Below are 16448 nucleotides of genomic sequence, written 5' to 3'. Positions count from 1 at the left end.
CCCGCCATGCCGGGGGAAACAATTGCGCTACCTCTCAGAAAAGGGTTTGCCTCACTGGATAGCGGGGTCGATAATCATGTTTAAATTCAAATAAATCCAACACGAGTCACGCGCCAATGAGCCCATATGCCAGCCCTAATGACCATCGGCAATACCACTATCTGGAGCTGGCAAACCGGCTCAGGGTCTTGTTGATCTGCGATCCCGACACCGACAAGTCTGCCGCCTCTCTGGCCGTCAACACCGGCCATTTCGACGATCCGGCCGATCGGCAGGGGATGGCTCATTTCCTTGAGCATATGCTGTTCCTTGGTACCCGCACTTATCCCAAGCCTGGTGAATACCAGCAATTTATGAGCCGTCATGGCGGCAGCAACAATGCCTGGACCGGCACCGAGTTCACCAACTTCTTTTTCGAGATAGACACCGGCTTCTTCGAGGCCGGTCTCGACCGTTTTTCCCAGTTCTTCATCTGCCCCACTTTCACACCCGAATGGGTGGATAAAGAGCGCAACGCGGTCGACTCCGAATACCGCCTCAAGCTGCAGGACGATGTGCGCCGCAGCTACCAGGTACATAAAGAGACGGTCAACCCGGCCCACCCTTTCTCCAAATTCTCGGTCGGCAACCTGGATACCCTGGCGGATCTGCCCGGCCGGGATCAGCGCGCCGATCTCATCCGGTTCTACGAATCTCACTACAGCGCGGATCGCATGGCGCTGGTGATGATCTCGCCTGAATCCATCGAGACCCAGATTGAGTGGTGCGATCGCTTTTTCGCTCCCATTTTGAATCGCAATTTGGGAATACCGGCCCTGACGGTTCCCCTCTATCGCCTCGACGATCTCGGCATCCGCATCCGCATCAATCCGGTCAAGGAGACCCGCAAGCTGGCGCTGACCTTTCCGCTGCCCAATGTGGATGAGTTTTATGACAAAAAACCCCTCACCTTCCTGAGCCACCTCATCGGCTATGAAGGGGATGGCAGCCTGCTCTCCTTGCTGAAAGCAAAAGGCTGGGTCAACCAGCTCTCCGCCGGAGGCGGAATCAGCGGTGCCAACTTCAAGGATTTTGGGGTGAGCTTTGGCCTCACGCCGCTCGGGCTTGAACACGTCAACGAGATAGTAGCCGCCCTGTTCGGCTATCTGAAACTCATCGAGCGTGGCGGGGTAGAAAGCTGGCGCTACGAAGAGAAGCGTACCGTGCTTGAGTCGGCGTTCCGCTTTCAGGAGCGGGGCCGGGCCCTCGACACCGTTTCCGGCCTGGTGTTGAACCTGTTCAGCTACACGCCCGAGGATCTGCTCTACGGCGATTACATGATGCGCGAATACGACGAGGCGCTGATCCGCCGCCTGCTCGCCAAGCTCACGCCACACAACCTGCGCATGACCATCACGGCGCCGGAGCTGGCCACGGATCGCCTGGCCCGCTGGTATCAGACCCCCTATGGCGTCGACATCATCACGGAGGCGGAAAAGATCCACTGGCAGCAGAGCGAACCCGATCCGGCCCTCACTCTGCCCTTGCCGAACCCCTTTATCAGCAACCGGCTCGATCCGCGCCAGCCAGCACTGCAGGCCGACATGCCCGCTTGCATCATCGACAGACCTGGGTTTCGGCTCTGGCATCTGCACGAGCATCAGTTCAGCGTGCCCAAGGGCAACCTCTACATCTCCATCGACAGCGAGCACGCGGTCAAAAGCCCGCGCCACATCGCCATGGCACGGCTTGCGGTGGAGCTACTCACCGATCACCTCAACGCCCTCACCTACCCGGCGGAGCTGGCGGGGCTGGGCTACCAGATCTATGCCCATCAGGGCGGCTTTACCATCAACCTGAGCGGCTTTGCCGACAAGCAACCCCTGCTGCTCGACATGATCCTCGGCAACCGCACCCTGGGCTATCCGGATCCGGGCCGCTTCGCCGAGATAAAAGAGCAGCTCATCCGCAACTGGGACAACCAGTCCAAGGCGCGGCCCATCTCCCAGCTGTTCAACCAGCTCACCAGTTTGCTGCAACCAAACAACCCGCCGTTTGAGCAGTTGCTGCGCCATCTGCGCACCGTGGAACTTGACGAGATGCCGGCGTTTGTCGCCCAGCTGTTCGGGGAGGTACACATAGAGGCGCTGGTTCACGGTGACTGGAATGCCGCCGAGGCGCTCGAACTTGCCGCCCTGCTGGAGCGCCACCTCGGCACCCACAGCCAGCCCAGTGCCGAGACCCGCCGCCCTCTCATCTCCATTCAAAACAGGGGCACCCTCATTCGTGAGCAGGGCTGCGAGCACGAAGACTCGGCACTGCTGGTCTACTACCAGTCACGCACCACCCGGGCGCGGGATCTCGCCTGCTTCACCCTGGCCAACCACATAATGTCATCCACCTTCTTCCACGAGCTGCGCACGCGCCAGCAGCTGGGGTACGTGGTGGGTGCCGGCAACCTGCCCCTCAACCGTCACCCCGGCCTCATCTTCTATATCCAGTCGCCAGTGGCAGGGCCCCAGCACCTGCTGGATGCGGTAGAAGAGTTCATCGACCTCTTCCCGCTGGCCATGCTGGAGCTGACCGAGCAACAGTGGCAAGACAGCAAGGTGGGCCTGCAGGCCCAGCTTAGCGAACGGGACGCCAACCTGCGCAGTCGCGGCCAGCGGCTCTGGGTCAGCATAGGCAACAAGGATCTGGGGTTTGATCAGCGGGAAAGGGTGTGCGAAGAGGTGGGCAAACTGAGCCGTGCCGATCTGGTACGCTTCATCATACAGCTGCGCTCACGCACCTCGGACAGACTGATCCTCTGCAGTTATGGCCAGGGTCACGAACACGACGAGCGCATCACGGGCCAGTTTATCGACGACCCCAAGGCGTTCAGGCTCGCCGCCAACACCTTCGAGGCCTGAAGCAGGCATTCCCGCCCATCAGCCAATCCCGCCCAATAAAAAGCCGACCCCTTGGGGTCGGCTGGAAAAACCATAACAATTGCGACCAAAGCCGCCAAAAGTGAACATGAGCGTGAAAATCAGACACAGCGTTGATGGTCGGCCGGATGGTTCAAACCAGAGCGCACCTGCCAATATCAACAGTGATTGAGAAACAGGCTCATCTTAGGCACTCCCCTCCCTTGTCACGTTGATCTATGTCAAAGGAGGTAGCAAAGAGTCGGTGACCTGCCGGTTTGTCGGCCTGGATCACGCTTTCACTTTTTAGCCCCGGCGGATCAGGCTATAGGCCACTTCATCAAAATAGGAGAGCTGACCGGAGAGTACCCTGGGGTGATCCACTTCTGCGGCACGGCCCAGCACTTCCACCCGAAAATCGCGCTCGAACAGGGTGCGCACTTCCATCTCCCCCACCGAGAAGGGCGGCTGTTTCTGCTGCTCCGGCTGATACTCCAGAGTCACCAGCAGGATCTGGCCACCGGTTTCCATCAGGCGACTCATCAGCTCCGCATACTGGCGGCGCATCTCCGTCGGCAAGGCGATCAGCGCCGCCCTGTCATAGGCCAGCCGGTAGCGCCGCCCCAGTTCGGGGGCGGCAAAGAAATCCCCCTGATGGATGCGCAAGGAGCCGTGCTGATGGCACTGATAAGGGCCCAGCTCGCTGAGGGTCTCGGTGAGCTGGTTTTCACTGAAAAACTGTTCGATGGCGAGCGCAGAAAGCTCGAAACCATCGATGGGGTGCCCCAGGCCATTGAGCCAGAGCATGTCGCGGGACTTGCCGCACAGGGGCACCAGCACGGGTTCATCCTGTTGCTGGGCAGACCACCAGGATTGCAGCCAGCGATTGAAGTCTGCCTGATGAAAGCCAATCCGGTTCTCTTCCCAACGCTGATGCCAAAACGCAGCTTCCATCCTAATACCCCTGTTACCTAAAGATGCCTCAATATCACAACTTAACCCGGCGCACGCAAGCCTTGCGCCGGGCCGACGGGTGATTTTTGCCAGGCAAACGATTGCAAAACCAAAAAGGACCGCCAGGCCCCTTTTCTGACATCTTTATGTCATGGATATGTGATGGGTGATCTGCAGCCTCACCAACATAACGTGCGCTGACATGCCAACTGGCCACGCGGGCTCAGGCACAGACGGGCTCGGCCGCCATCATGGCCGCCACCGCCGTTATCCTGGCCGAGATCTGTGCGAACGAGGGGCGCTGCGACACCTGTTCGCAGAGGCATGCCTGGGCCAGCAGAGCGAGATCCTGCAACGCCTCACTCTCCGGCTGGCAGCGTGCCAGCAACTCGTCGAGCAGGCAACCAAAGGCCCTCACCTCTATCCGCTCCAGCCCATCGGCCAGCACGCATTCCGTGCGGTCGTAGCAAGAGGCCGCGCCAAAATCGCCGAGCAGCACCTGACCCTTCCCTTGAAAGGAGTGCAGTATGTTATGGCCATAGAGATCGCCGTGCATGATGCCTCGCTCATGCAGATGCCCCGCGGCAGCCGCTATGCCCTGCGCCATGGCGAGCACGGCAGCCGGAGTGAATGACAGCCCTGCTGGATAGACGTCGCGGGTGCAGGAGTCCAGACTCGGCGGGCCCGCCAGATTGGCAAACGTTGGGTCTATCAGTTCCATCACCAGCGCCGGCATGCCGGAGGGGTGATCCGCCACCTTCCCCAGCACCCTGATGAGATTGGGATGGGTGCCGGCCGCCAGCGACGCCGCCATCTCGCAGTGGGGCAAACCATCGCTGGTCACAGCCCCCTTGAACAGCTTGACCGCCACCGAGCGCGGCCCGTCACCCTGCAATCCGTCGCAAGTGATGCGGGTGGCACTGTGGATCACGCCAGAGGCCCCCTGCCCCAGCAACTCACCCAACTCAAGCGCCCGCCAAGGCACTGTGGCGATATGAGCCACATGATCCACATCGATGGCCCGCGCCTCCTCCCCCTCACTAAAGGGGTTGCCGGAATAGGCAAGCCAGGCAAGGCGCGGCAGCGTGAGCAACCAGCCGGGGAAGCGTTCGATCCGGTTGGCGGCGATGCGCAGCAGCTCCAGATTGCGGCAGTTGGCAAGGCTGGCGGGCAGCTCGCGCAGACGGTTGCCCGCCAGCATCAGCTTTTGCAGGCGGCTGCACTGACCCAACTCATCGGGCAACTGTGCGATGGCGTTGTCAGTCAGGATCAGCCAGCGCAACCCCACTGGCAGCGACGCGGCGGGGACTGTGGAAATCTGGTTGGCCTTGAAGCCCACCATGGTCAGTGCCGGGCAACGCCCCAGCACCTCGGGCAGCACGGTAAAGCGATTCTCGGAGCAGAAAATGATGCGCAGTTTGCTGAAACCGGCCAACTCGTCCGGCAGGCCGCTCAACTGGTTGCCGGTCAGATCCAGCACCTCCAGCGTCTCTTTAAGGCTCAGGATCTCGGGTGGGAACTCCGTCAGATTTTCACAAAGCTTCAGATGGCGGGCGCCGCACAGTTCACCCGCGCGCAGCTGTTCCAGAGTATGCATAACCGTTTCTCAATCCTGATCATCTGCCTGATGGCGTAGCCAGCCATCAGCGCGCGCCGAACCTGCGTCCAGCGGTTTTAAAGGCGGGCATTATAAAGAATTCGGGACGCAGATCGCCCCTTTTGTTGCCACTAAGGCCTGCATCGACGTGTAACAAAGCGACTTGGGGGCAAAGAGAGCAAGATCCGGGTCGTCCCAGCGAGGGCTGGTTGCCATAGTGGGGTCAACCCAGAGTGGGTTCGAACCTATTGAGGTTCCAATCCACTGCCAACCCTGTGCGCCACTTAACTGGCGCACAACACACTCAGCGAGGGAACTGCCATGTCACTACTGTCCAACAAGGTCGCCATCATCACCGGAGCCAGCTCCGGCATCGGCCGCGCCAGCGCCATCCTGTTTGCCCGGGAAGGAGCCAGCGTCGTCGTCGGTGCCCGCCGCCAACCCAAGCTGGATCTGCTGGTGGAGGAGATCCGCCATGAGGGGGGCCAGGCGGTGAGTCTGACGGGAGACGTCAGAAGCGAAACCTATGCCTGCGCCTTGGTGGATCTCGCGCTAACGCGTTTCGGCGGGCTCGATATCGCCTTCAACAACGCCGGCACCACGGGGACACCGGGCAGCGTAGAGGAGCTTGAGCTGGCGCAGTGGCAGGAGACCCTGGATACCAACCTCACCAGCGCCTTTGTGGGGGCCAAATACCAGATCCCCGCCATGTTGGCGCGCGGCGGCGGCTCCCTTATCTTTACCTCCACCTTCGTCGGCCATACCCTGGGGCTGCCCGGCATGGCGGCCTATGCCGCGAGCAAAGCCGGCCTCATCGGCCTGACTCAGGTGCTGGCCGCCGAGTTCGGGGCGCAAGGGGTACGGGTCAACGCCCTGCTGCCGGGGGGCACCGACACCCCCATGGGGCAGTCCTTTACCAATACGCCAGAGAGTCTCGCCTTTGTGCAGAATATGCATGCCCTCAAACGGCTGGCCCAACCGGAGGAGATCGCCCGCTCGGCCCTTTATCTCGCGTCCGATGCATCCAGCTTTACCACCGGGATTGCCCTGCTGGCCGATGGTGGGGTATCTATTTGTCGTACATGACCTTGTCGCACCCAAGATCCTGCGACCGCAACCTTATCGTGAGAGCGCCTTATGTCTGATTACGCCCGCATCGCCGATGCCATTCGTTTTATCGCAAGCCAGGTGGAGCGCCAGCCCACCCTGGACGAGATAGCGGCGCACGTGCACTTAAGCCCCTTTCACTTCCAGAGGCTGTTCAGCCGCTGGGCCGGGGTTACCCCGAAGCGCTACTTGCAGGTGCTGACCCTGGAGCGGGCCAAGGCACTATTGCAGGAGTCGCGCCCACTGCTGGAGGTGGCCGATACCCTGGGCCTTAGCAGCGGCTCGCGGCTCTACGATCACTTCGTGCAGCTCGAAGCGGTGACGCCGGGCGAGTACAAGCAGCGCGGGGCCGGGCTGGTTATCGATCACGGGGTGCACGACACCCCCTTCGGCCAGGCGTTCGTCGCCCTGACCCCGCGGGGGGTGTGCAACTTCTCGTTTCTAGATGACCAGGCTCCACAGGCACCGCTAACCGCCCTCGCCCACAGCTGGCCCGAAGCGGAGCTGCGGGAGGCGCCATCACGTACCCAGGGGGTCATCGACACCATGTTCGATGGCAGCAAGGCACCGGATCGCCCCATCTCCTTGCACGTGAGCGGTACCAACTTTCAGATCAGCGTCTGGCGGGCGCTGCTGCAGATCCCGCCCGCCAAGGTGGTGAGCTACGCCCAGGTGGCGAGCGCCGTCGGCAACCCCAAGGCCGCCCGCGCCGTGGGGCTGGCGGTGGGCGCCAACCCCGTCGCCTTGATGATCCCCTGCCACAGAGTCATCCAGCAAAACGGCAAACTCGGCGGCTATCACTGGGGTGAGACCCGCAAACAGGCGATACACGCCTGGGAAGCGGCGAGGTTTGAGTAGCTAGCAAAACCTATAATCCTGCTTAATTAAAATCACCAAATTCTATATATTCTATATATCAAGAGATCACCCCTTGAAAGTACGCCTCTGTCTTTTTAATGGTTGTATATTTAGCCCCTGTACCATTATAAATATTTGAAAAATTTAGCCAGTCGCGTAAAAGGTACTCCCTCGTATTGACAGCTCTAATCATCTCTTGAAACTCGATCGCTAAAACACAGTCTGAAAGCACTACAGCAACATTGTTAGCCAAAATACAAATTTTTTCATGAGTAACCATTCCGACGCGAGGGAAAAGTAATGCAGGGCCACGGACAATGATGCTCGACATTACTAATATATTAGTACCATTTATGATAACCTTTCCATTTGTAAGTTCAGTCGTATGTATGAGCGGATATCCATTAGCATTAGATTTAAAAGAGTGCATTTGGACTCTTCCTCGGCGGACAAATCTATAAGCAGGTTTTTCCAGAGGAAACTCATCCACTTCATCAAAATCATTCGCTAACTTATGTCTTATTAAAACTATAGATGTTCTCGCCGCAGCATTTTTAAAGGTGTGCAACGGATTAGTAGCCATAATTTCTACGCTATACCGTTTTTTAATTTCAGACCATCCGTGAGAGTCTCTCTCGCTATTTAACGAACCATTCGGAAGAATGGCAAGCATATAACCATTTAATGAAAGATAATTTAAACTCAAGCTAACAAACCGAGTAGCCAAACCAGACTTAATACTTGGCTGTTCAAACCATTCAATAGGCTTTCGCCCTCGCTCGCTAAATGGTGGATTTAATAGAATTAAATCTACCCCTCCCTTTTTTGAGGAAAATTTTGTATTAGTGTGTGATGTCGACTTAAGAAAATCAGAACATGAAACCGACCATAATTTATTTAGCGAAGCAAGCATTCTAGAACTTGTTTTATTCAAGTCATTTGCAAAAACCATTGCGAACGGCCATCTTTTTGCAGCTTCATTTAATAAGCTTCCCTCACCAGCAGAAAAATCAGCTATTGTGCTCGGGGTAAAGCTGCTAGGAATGCATTCAATCATAGTTTGAGCTAGTTCACTAGGTGTGTAATGGATATCGATCATCTACAAGCTGACCTGCGGGGGCGATAACTGGTACGAGATAAATGAATAGCTGACGAATCATCAAACAGAGCTGAAACATGATATACCAGTAACTTTGCTGTACCTCCAGTTCGTCCCGCCTTTCTAATTGGATGATCATGTACCAACTCAACAGGTGTAGAGCTAGATAAAGTAAACAGAATCGCACCAAGAGCATGAGGCTTGGTACCTATCAGGGCAATCTTAAGTGCTTTTTCATTATTGTCTGCTGCAATCTCTTCTAATAGGTAGTAACAACTAAATGGGCAATTCGCCGGAGCGTACCGAACAGCTTGCCAAGCGGATGTTTCTGTTAAAGCACCTTTATTTCCTATGTAAGCTTCAAAGACATACCAAGGCTTAAATCCTGGGGAGCCAACAATAGGCGTTATATATTCAAAACCTGGTTGAATTTGCTCAATTATGTACCTTAGTCTAGGCCCCTCGAAACCTAATAATGGTATGAATGTAAACTGCTCACTATTTCTAGATGATAATGTAGCGAATCCAGGTAATGGCGATATACCCTGTATGCTTGCACTTAAATCATATATTTGTCCTTCTACTGGAGCAGAACTTCGTGAATACGCATCTGGCTCGACATATACTACTAGCACCTCAAGCTTCATCTGAAGAGCAGATTTCAATATGCCGGCCCATACTGAATGTGTTAATCCGGTAATATCTAAGTACACTTTTGAAGCAGGGAGCAGGTCCACCCACAGAGCTTTCAGTGCTAACTCTGAACGAAGAGAAATAGAATTTACATCGCCCTTCACCTTAAATGAATTTTGCGTTTCTTCTAAAATCTCTAATAACTTAACATTCTGAATTAAGGTGCTCCAAGAATCAGTATGCGATGTTCTACTCTCTCCCGTTGAGGCAAAAATGTAAAGGCTATTTTCTATCGGTCTAAAATCTTCAGCTTTATCGAAAGTATCCGTTAGAATTGGAATTTCTTTAGTTTCACGCATAGTAAGAACCGAATAAGTTAAGTTGATCTGGGAGATTTAAGTCATCACTTCTATTACTTTGAGACAAAACCTCTTTAATAGTATCTTTAGGGCGTGATATGAGACCAAGAATTTGTTGGTCAGCTAACAAAAATTTCCTTTTCTTTCTATGACTGAAAACAAATAATGATGAAAAAATTGGGTGCAATCGATAATCATAATCAGCAGTGTCACTTTCCGACATTAATTTGTTTCCAGGCGAACGGACAAGAGCCAAATGCATAACAGCCTGATCTAAAATTCTTTTGACTTGATCTGAGCAATCTATCACCAAAGGATTTTGTTTAATATGGAACTGGTTAACCTCTGGAGCATGACCATGCGCATCGGATGCCATTACTTGCAGAATACGACCAATACTTAGAACCAATTTAGTTAATTTTCCACCCTCAACACTTAGACCTTCTAACTCTGATAGATTTTTTCTAGCAATTTCTTCCGCCGCTTCAGTTTGGGACTTAGGTGATATAGGTTCATGCAAACCACCTCCATTTTCCACATGCCTTATGAAGGCAGCATGAACCAGCTCAAGTAGATACCTTATATTTCCATTCGATAGGGATACATAAGTGTCCCACCCTGAATAGTATTTGCTAATTCCACGCTTACCTTTCCTGATTGCATACAGTGAAGCATGAAAATGATTGTCTAATCTATGTTTCCATTCAGACTTATTTTCAATCCAAGTTTTTATATTTTCAACAAATTTATCATCATTATCGCCCCCCATATAATTTAGAAAATAGAGATGGCCGGCCTCTATATTTCTTACAGCCTCAACAAGATCTGGAGGTGCTATTTTTAAAATTTTCTCTTTAAGTTTTGTGAGTCCATCTGTGCCAAGTAAAATCTCAGCCTCTTCTAACTCACTCATTGATGGTAATAGCTGCTGAGGAGCCGTAATGACAGAAGCATCATCTGAAAAAGCACTGGATATTCTTTGTCGAATTACAGTTTCCGCGAAAGCTGGAAACCGAGCATCGTTTAGACGATCCATAATACTTATACGCGCATAGTCAGCAGGGGATGTTAACTGCTCATTAAGGTTCAACGTCGCTCTTTGACGCCACCCAAGCTCTCTTACACCAACTTTAAATGTATAATCTGTATTAGCATGCTTGATTATTGTATTTAGAACACGCTGCTGATAATCTTCAAAATTTTCAAATTCATCTATCAAAAAATAAAACTGCTTCCCTTTTAGTTGTGGAGATGTAAGCAAAGCTCTAGCTAAAGCATCCAATGGGGCTCCGAGGGTAGATATACGCTCTGGTGGGTTATCTGCTACTGTATTTATCAGCGATTCGAAATCCAAGATGAGATACTCTATCTCCTCAACTAAATCTTCTAATGTATTTATATCTTCCAATCCAAGCGTAATAGTGACTCTTTTTAGATCTTTATAATTAATCTGAACCTCACAGTTCTCATTGGACTGAAACCAATCAACAAAATCTAAAAGCTGCTGACAAAAAATAAGATTTATGTAATGACCAAAGTAAGAAGCCCATTTTTCTTCTGTCAGCTCTGCACCTCTGAATGCAGTAACTCTATTTGTATTAACTCGATAATATAAACCATAGAATGGCCAATCCTTAATTGGTGTTGTATTGCTTGATAGTGCTTTCTGACCCTGATATGACAAGCCTCTCAGCACTGTCGTTTTTCCCGTACCTCGCCCTCCGATCAAAACACAAGGACGATGTGTCCTAAGTTCTTCAAAATAAGATGGTTCATTAAAAAGTGAGAATATAGCTTCGTTCAACCACTCAGCCTTATATAAACCAAGTGTTTTACTCAAACGTTGTGCCGTATCTTGCAACTCTGAAGTCATTACAATGCACCTTTTTTTATTAATGGCTTCCAGTTATTTAACTGATGATAAAATATTGGAAGTGTTGCATCTGGAAACCCATGAGAAAATGCAAGTGCAAGTCCTAACTTATGAAATCCTCGCCAGCAATTCTCGCCCCCATTTTCGTCTGGGATCCCAGCGCGCATGCTTGCATTCTTCACAAACTCAGGTCCTTCAGTTCGCATATCATCACGCCAAATAGCCGAGTCATCACTTAACGCACTTTGGCGAGATGTATAGATATGTGCTGGCATTATCTCTACAGCCTTACAATTCTGAGAAATATTATTCTTTCCCAATTCAGTACAAATAACTGGGCAATAGAAGAATCGCATCCCCCCCCCAAAATACCTTTGAATTTCTTCGAAGGATAGCTCCCCCCCAAGAATTGAGTATTTTCTTTTCCATGTATCATTAAATTGGTTCCCAGAACCAACAAAGTCATCAACAAACAAGATATTAAATTTATGACCTTCAGCAATATGCTTAATAGCGATCTCTGGGGAGAATATCCTACTCTCGTTCAAAAGCAATACATCTCGCGCAAGTCGAGAGAATGCAAAACCACTATCCGAATCAGTGGGGACTTCCCCCGTAACTCTTACCACTACTAATGACTCAACAAAATCAGACCACTGTTTTCGTGCATTGTACAAATATTTCTTATCAGAGATAACAGTCTGAGAAATACTAAGAAAAGCACTTCTAAACATTTGCTTAACAAGCTCATCAGAAAAAAATGTAAAACCCTCAAGCAACCTTAGTGCTAAGGGTAGTTCATCATCTTTAAAATTTGAACACCAACCATTGGGATCAAAGTTTCCTTTTTTTGGCCATAAACCAGTAGTGACCATGTAACGCCACTTATCTACAGGCAATACAACTTCCATATTTTGCTCCGCTTATGATTTATATTTATATGTGTTTTCCAACTCTTTATACAAATCTGTGACAAAACTTGGTGAGCTTATGGACAGGTTGTTGATAATCTCACTAAGCCAAATATTATCTTCTTTACCAGACCACACCTTTACATAGCCACCTGTCTTATATCCTTTATCTTGTCGAAAGGTATTTAGTACATTCTTACCAACATACATCTTATATAAATCTTTATTTCCCAACCCGCCAAATTTGACCAATGTAATAAATGATGGTAGATCAAATTCTTTAGTGCCAATAGTCATTGATGTAAAATTTTCAACCGCCGATAGGATTTCCTCTCTTGAACGCATCGAATTTATTAATCCTATCTCCTTCATAACCTGAGTCACTAAGTCTGTAGCCTCAGAAATATTTTTTGTTTTAGCCAATACCTCACTCAAACCAAAATGCCATATATCTACTAACTCCAACTTCATCTGATAGATATCATTTTCTTGATACTTCCACCATTTCCATCCCACATGGTCCATCAGCTCAGCGCATTCGGTCCAAACCGCTCGATACCAAGGTGTTTTTTCATCACGCCATGCACTGTTAATTTTACTATTTATTGAATCTTGAAGACGTAGCATTATTTCAGCTTGATTCACTTCAATATCTATATCATCCATTATAACACCTCCACTAAATTAAAAATTATCTTCTGTTTGGTATCACCACACACTGCCCCCCCCCCTGCACGCCATATAAATCAGTAATTATGGACTCTGTTGTCGGTATTTCATGAATGTATTAATGTGGATGTAACCTGTTATAGTCTCATAACTCATTCCCCACTATATTTCCTGTTGATTTATATAGCCTGTTTATGAAAAACAATCTATTTTAATAATTCTAAACACACACCATCGGTGCGTTATATCAACAGTTTCCCCACCGAATCATGCTCTACGTCAGGCTTATCAAACCTCGCCTAACACACGACTAGGTGGGTATAGATCGAGTACAGGAGCTAGGTAATATCGACTCCCCACCAGTCTAGACATAGCTGACGTAGCCATACCACATCTGATTGGGTTGCTGGACATCAAACTCATGGGCCAACAGTTTGTAAATATTTTGTCGTTAAAGCCGGGTCTTCTGATAACGGCAAGTACCTAGCTGTTTGGACACAAACCCCGCCTAGGTGAACAAATCTGGACTCTAGTGTACTTGCATCACCGCTGCACCCGTACAGAAAAGTCCTGTTAGGACTGGATCTGCTGTTTCATACCCTTCCATGCACTACGCCCCCCACTGGCGCTCGGCGTGCACGCGCCATTCCCGAATAACAGCAAGGCTACCGCAGGGCAGCCTCCCATTTGCTGCCTTTGACCCATGTGGTATCTCTGGTCTGGTTCATAGGTGACTCCAAAGAGGCCATATCCAGACAACTATCCTAGCGAGCGAGAGCGACAAGAAAAAGCGGAAGGTGAGCATTTCCCAAGCCAGATCAAGAAATTACCCCATCTTGGGGGGGCATCAGCCGCTAGTATCACCATCTCGCATCAATATGGGGCATCGAAACGACGATGTCCGGCTCCATTACTCGCATGGCACCTGACGGACAGGATTTGCTCCCCCCTCCCCTGCCTGGAGAGGCAACAGCCTGTCGCAATGTGCGGAAGCTATAGACGACGTTCCGCCGATCGAGTCAAGGACGAACTTACGAGGTTGGCAACACGATCTCCAATCCCCGCGCCAGGGGAAAAATTTTCTCGCAAACGATTGGAAAATGAAAAGACGCCCTAAGGCGTCTTTCTTATTGCTGGTTGTTAGAGCCAACCGGCTGGAGGTTATCCCCCTCCCCGCCTTGCCCCACAACCCTATCAGATTGGGGTAATGGAGGTGATATGGGCATCCCCGTCCAGTGACTTGAAGATCTGCACCACGGCTTCGCCATGGATCGGTTTGGCAAGCGGCACTGTGCTCTTGCACTTGAAGCGGTAGTTGGTGCCGGCCACCACCTGGGTGCAGACTTCAAAGGGTACGTACTGCACCCCGACAAATCCTTTCAGCGCCTGGTCAAATACCGCCTGATCCTCGGCGGTCAGCTTGTGATATGCGGTCCATCCACCCACCAACACTGCTTGTTCTGACATAACAAACCCTCCGTGATCTCTTGTCCCTACTCGTATGGCTGTTCGGGTTCCGCCCCGTTGATTCAAGTGGTTGCTGGTCTCCACTGGGGTGACATACCGAGAAAGTTCGATGGTATGACGATGGGCCATCTTGCGCTGGCTGACGCGCCTGTTGGCCCTCCCCTTTGCCACGATCGCCGCCTCACAGCACCGGTCTCAATTGGCATGGCAGAGCCTAGTACCGGATCCGCAAAGCGCCTCTGTCATATCTGACAGGGGCGAGGAGGTCCAAAAGCGGCTAATGAGCAGAAAATTGAGGCGCAAACGATTGGAAAAAGAAAAGACGCCGCAAGGGCGTCTTTTTTGCATTTTTATGCTCGAAGGGCAGAAGGGCGCGAGCCGCTTATTCCCATTCGATAGTGGCGGGCGGCTTGCCGGATACGTCGTACACCACGCGGGAAATGCCATTGATCTCGTTGATGATGCGGTTCGACACATGACCCAGGAAGTCGTAGGGCAAATGGGCCCAGTGGGCGGTCATAAAGTCGATGGTTTCGACGGCGCGCAGGGCAATCACCCAGTCGTACTTGCGGCCATCGCCCATGACGCCAACAGAGCGCACCGGCAGGAAGACGGCGAACGCCTGGCTGACCTGGTTGTAGAGGTCGGCTTTGCGCAGCTCTTCGATAAAGACGGCGTCGGCGCGGCGCAAGATATCGCAGTACTCTTTCTTCACTTCGCCAAGGACGCGTACGCCCAGACCCGGGCCCGGGAAGGGGTGACGGTAGAGCATGTCGTAGGGCAGACCCAGCTCCAGACCGACGCGGCGCACTTCGTCCTTGAACAGCTCGCGCAGCGGCTCGACCAGACCCATCTTCATCTCGGCCGGCAGGCCGCCGACGTTGTGGTGGGACTTGATGACGTGGGCCTTGCCAGTCTTGCTGGCGGCCGATTCGATCACATCCGGATAGATGGTGCCTTGTGCCAGCCAGCGGGCATTTTTCAGCTTCTTGGCTTCGTCGTCGAACACTTCGACGAAGACGCGGCCGATGATTTTGCGCTTGGCTTCCGGCTCATCTTCACCCGCCAGGGCGGAGAGGAAGCGCTCTTCGGCTTCGACCTTGATGATGTTCAGACCGAAATGATCGCCAAACATCTCCATCACCTGCTCACCCTCGTTCAGGCGCAGCAGACCGTTGTCGACGAAGACGCAGGTCAGGCGATCACCGATGGCACGGTGTACCAGCATGGCGACCACGGAGGAGTCGACACCGCCTGAGAGGCCCAGGATCACTTCATCGTCACCCACCTGCTCGCGGATGCGGGCAACGGCGTCGTCGATGATGGTGGCCGGGGTCCACAGGCATTCGCAGCCGCAGATGTCCTTGACGAAGTGCTCCAGCATGCGGGCACCCTGACGGGTGTGGGTCACTTCCGGGTGGAACTGCACGCCGTAGAAGTGCTTGGACTCACAGGCCATGGCGGCATGGGGGCAAGTGGCAGTCTGGGCTATGGTGGTGAAGTCGGCCGGGATGGCGGTGACCTTGTCGCCGTGGCTCATCCAGACGTCCAGCAGCGCATTGCCGTTGGGGGCGATGGCATCTTCGATGCTGCGCAGCAGGGCATTGGTCTGGCCCAGCACTTCAACCTGGGCATAACCGAATTCACGTTCGGTGGAGGATTGCACCTTGCCACCCAGCTGCTCTGCCATGGTCTGCATGCCGTAGCAGATGCCGAACACAGGCACGCCGGCATTGAACACATACTCGGGGGCACGGGGGCTGCCAGCCTCGGTCACGGACTCGGGGCCGCCGGAGAGGATGATGCCGCTCGGATTGAATTCGCGGATCTGCTCTTCGGTCACGTCCCAGGCCCACAGTTCGCAGTAGACGCCGATTTCACGGACACGGCGGGCGATAAGCTGGGTGTACTGGGAACCGAAATCCAGGATCAGGATACGGTGCTGGTGAATGTCTTTAGTCATTTTATTCCTGCATCAGGCTGATGTTGTAACAAAAGGCTCGGGGATAAAAACTGGTGGAGAAACGGGGCCG

At 52.3% G+C, this 16448-nt stretch carries 12 protein-coding genes; 3 read left to right on the top strand and 9 right to left on the bottom strand.

Annotated features, from left to right (window positions below; all coding sequences use genetic code 11):
- Positions 1-116 precede the first annotated feature (116 nt).
- A complete protein-coding gene (locus tag GWQ27_RS06290; protein ID WP_275906932.1) occupies positions 117-2891 on the top strand; it encodes an insulinase family protein in 2775 nt (924 codons plus the stop codon).
- A gap of 303 nt (positions 2892-3194) precedes the next feature.
- Here GWQ27_RS06290 and GWQ27_RS06285 read toward each other — a convergent pair whose 3' ends face one another.
- Together GWQ27_RS06285 and GWQ27_RS06280 are read right to left on the bottom strand one after the other, a co-directional pair.
- Positions 3195-3842, bottom strand: coding sequence for a thiopurine S-methyltransferase (locus GWQ27_RS06285; RefSeq protein ID WP_275906931.1), 648 nt, complete (start codon positions 3840-3842; stop codon positions 3195-3197).
- Positions 3843-4065: 223 nt separating this feature from the next.
- On the bottom strand, positions 4066-5439 hold the full coding sequence (locus tag GWQ27_RS06280; protein ID WP_275906930.1) for a leucine-rich repeat-containing protein kinase family protein: 1374 nt from the start codon (positions 5437-5439) through the stop codon (positions 4066-4068).
- 321 nt (positions 5440-5760) lie between these two features.
- On the opposite strand from GWQ27_RS06280, the gene GWQ27_RS06275 reads away from it, so the two are divergent.
- Entirely contained in the window at positions 5761-6525 is a 765-nt protein-coding gene (locus tag GWQ27_RS06275; protein ID WP_275906929.1) for an SDR family oxidoreductase, read from the top strand.
- 51 nt (positions 6526-6576) lie between these two features.
- Positions 6577-7404, top strand: a complete 828-nt coding sequence (locus GWQ27_RS06270) for a methylated-DNA--[protein]-cysteine S-methyltransferase (protein WP_275906928.1) — start codon at positions 6577-6579, stop codon at positions 7402-7404.
- Between the two features lie 58 nt (positions 7405-7462).
- Here the strand turns inward: GWQ27_RS06270 and GWQ27_RS06265 are convergent, their stop codons facing one another.
- The 7 genes from GWQ27_RS06265 to guaA all read right to left on the bottom strand — a co-directional run bounded on the left by GWQ27_RS06265 (position 7463) and on the right by guaA (position 16378).
- On the bottom strand, positions 7463-8503 hold the full coding sequence (locus GWQ27_RS06265; RefSeq protein ID WP_275906927.1) for an N-6 DNA methylase: 1041 nt from the start codon (positions 8501-8503) through the stop codon (positions 7463-7465).
- Positions 8500-9495, bottom strand: a complete 996-nt coding sequence (locus GWQ27_RS06260) for a hypothetical protein (RefSeq protein ID WP_275906926.1) — start codon at positions 9493-9495, stop codon at positions 8500-8502. The genes GWQ27_RS06265 and GWQ27_RS06260 overlap by 4 nt, the downstream gene beginning before the upstream one ends.
- Entirely contained in the window at positions 9488-11368 is a 1881-nt protein-coding gene (locus GWQ27_RS06255) for a hypothetical protein (RefSeq protein WP_275906925.1), read from the bottom strand. Before GWQ27_RS06255 ends, GWQ27_RS06260 begins: the two co-directional genes overlap by 8 nt.
- Entirely contained in the window at positions 11368-12279 is a 912-nt protein-coding gene (locus GWQ27_RS06250) for a hypothetical protein (protein ID WP_275906924.1), read from the bottom strand. The genes GWQ27_RS06255 and GWQ27_RS06250 overlap by 1 nt, the downstream gene beginning before the upstream one ends.
- A gap of 12 nt (positions 12280-12291) precedes the next feature.
- On the bottom strand, positions 12292-12945 hold the full coding sequence (locus GWQ27_RS06245; protein WP_275906923.1) for a dUTP diphosphatase: 654 nt from the start codon (positions 12943-12945) through the stop codon (positions 12292-12294).
- 1197 nt (positions 12946-14142) lie between these two features.
- A complete protein-coding gene (locus GWQ27_RS06240; protein ID WP_021141118.1) occupies positions 14143-14415 on the bottom strand; it encodes a hypothetical protein in 273 nt (90 codons plus the stop codon).
- A 382-nt stretch (positions 14416-14797) separates the two neighbouring features.
- A complete protein-coding gene (gene guaA, locus GWQ27_RS06235; protein ID WP_005315336.1) occupies positions 14798-16378 on the bottom strand; it encodes a glutamine-hydrolyzing GMP synthase in 1581 nt (526 codons plus the stop codon).
- Positions 16379-16448 lie beyond the last annotated feature (70 nt).

Origin of the sequence: Aeromonas sp. 5HA1 (assembly GCF_029237245.1) — a bacterium.
GTDB classification, from domain to species: Bacteria; Pseudomonadota; Gammaproteobacteria; order Enterobacterales; family Aeromonadaceae; genus Aeromonas; species Aeromonas salmonicida.
The sequence above is the reverse complement of the archived record's forward strand: the minus strand, read 5'-3'. Positions and strand labels throughout refer to the sequence as shown.

Excerpts from the sequence above, each read along its gene's own strand:
- GWQ27_RS06255 (WP_275906925.1), bottom strand. The coding sequence starts at position 11,368 with ATGACTTCAGAGTTGCAAGATACGGCACAACGTTTGAGTAAAACACTT.
- GWQ27_RS06250 (WP_275906924.1), bottom strand. The coding sequence starts at position 12,279 with ATGGAAGTTGTATTGCCTGTAGATAAGTGGCGTTACATGGTCACTACT.
- GWQ27_RS06270 (WP_275906928.1), top strand. The coding sequence starts at position 6,577 with ATGTCTGATTACGCCCGCATCGCCGATGCCATTCGTTTTATCGCAAGC.
- GWQ27_RS06275 (WP_275906929.1), top strand. The coding sequence starts at position 5,761 with ATGTCACTACTGTCCAACAAGGTCGCCATCATCACCGGAGCCAGCTCC.
- GWQ27_RS06240 (WP_021141118.1), bottom strand. The coding sequence starts at position 14,415 with ATGTCAGAACAAGCAGTGTTGGTGGGTGGATGGACCGCATATCACAAG.
- GWQ27_RS06245 (WP_275906923.1), bottom strand. The coding sequence starts at position 12,945 with ATGGATGATATAGATATTGAAGTGAATCAAGCTGAAATAATGCTACGT.
- GWQ27_RS06290 (WP_275906932.1), top strand. The coding sequence starts at position 117 with ATGAGCCCATATGCCAGCCCTAATGACCATCGGCAATACCACTATCTG.
- GWQ27_RS06260 (WP_275906926.1), bottom strand. The coding sequence starts at position 9,495 with ATGCGTGAAACTAAAGAAATTCCAATTCTAACGGATACTTTCGATAAA.
- GWQ27_RS06265 (WP_275906927.1), bottom strand. The coding sequence starts at position 8,503 with ATGATCGATATCCATTACACACCTAGTGAACTAGCTCAAACTATGATT.
- guaA (WP_005315336.1), bottom strand. The coding sequence starts at position 16,378 with ATGACTAAAGACATTCACCAGCACCGTATCCTGATCCTGGATTTCGGT.
- GWQ27_RS06285 (WP_275906931.1), bottom strand. The coding sequence starts at position 3,842 with ATGGAAGCTGCGTTTTGGCATCAGCGTTGGGAAGAGAACCGGATTGGC.
- GWQ27_RS06280 (WP_275906930.1), bottom strand. The coding sequence starts at position 5,439 with ATGCATACTCTGGAACAGCTGCGCGCGGGTGAACTGTGCGGCGCCCGC.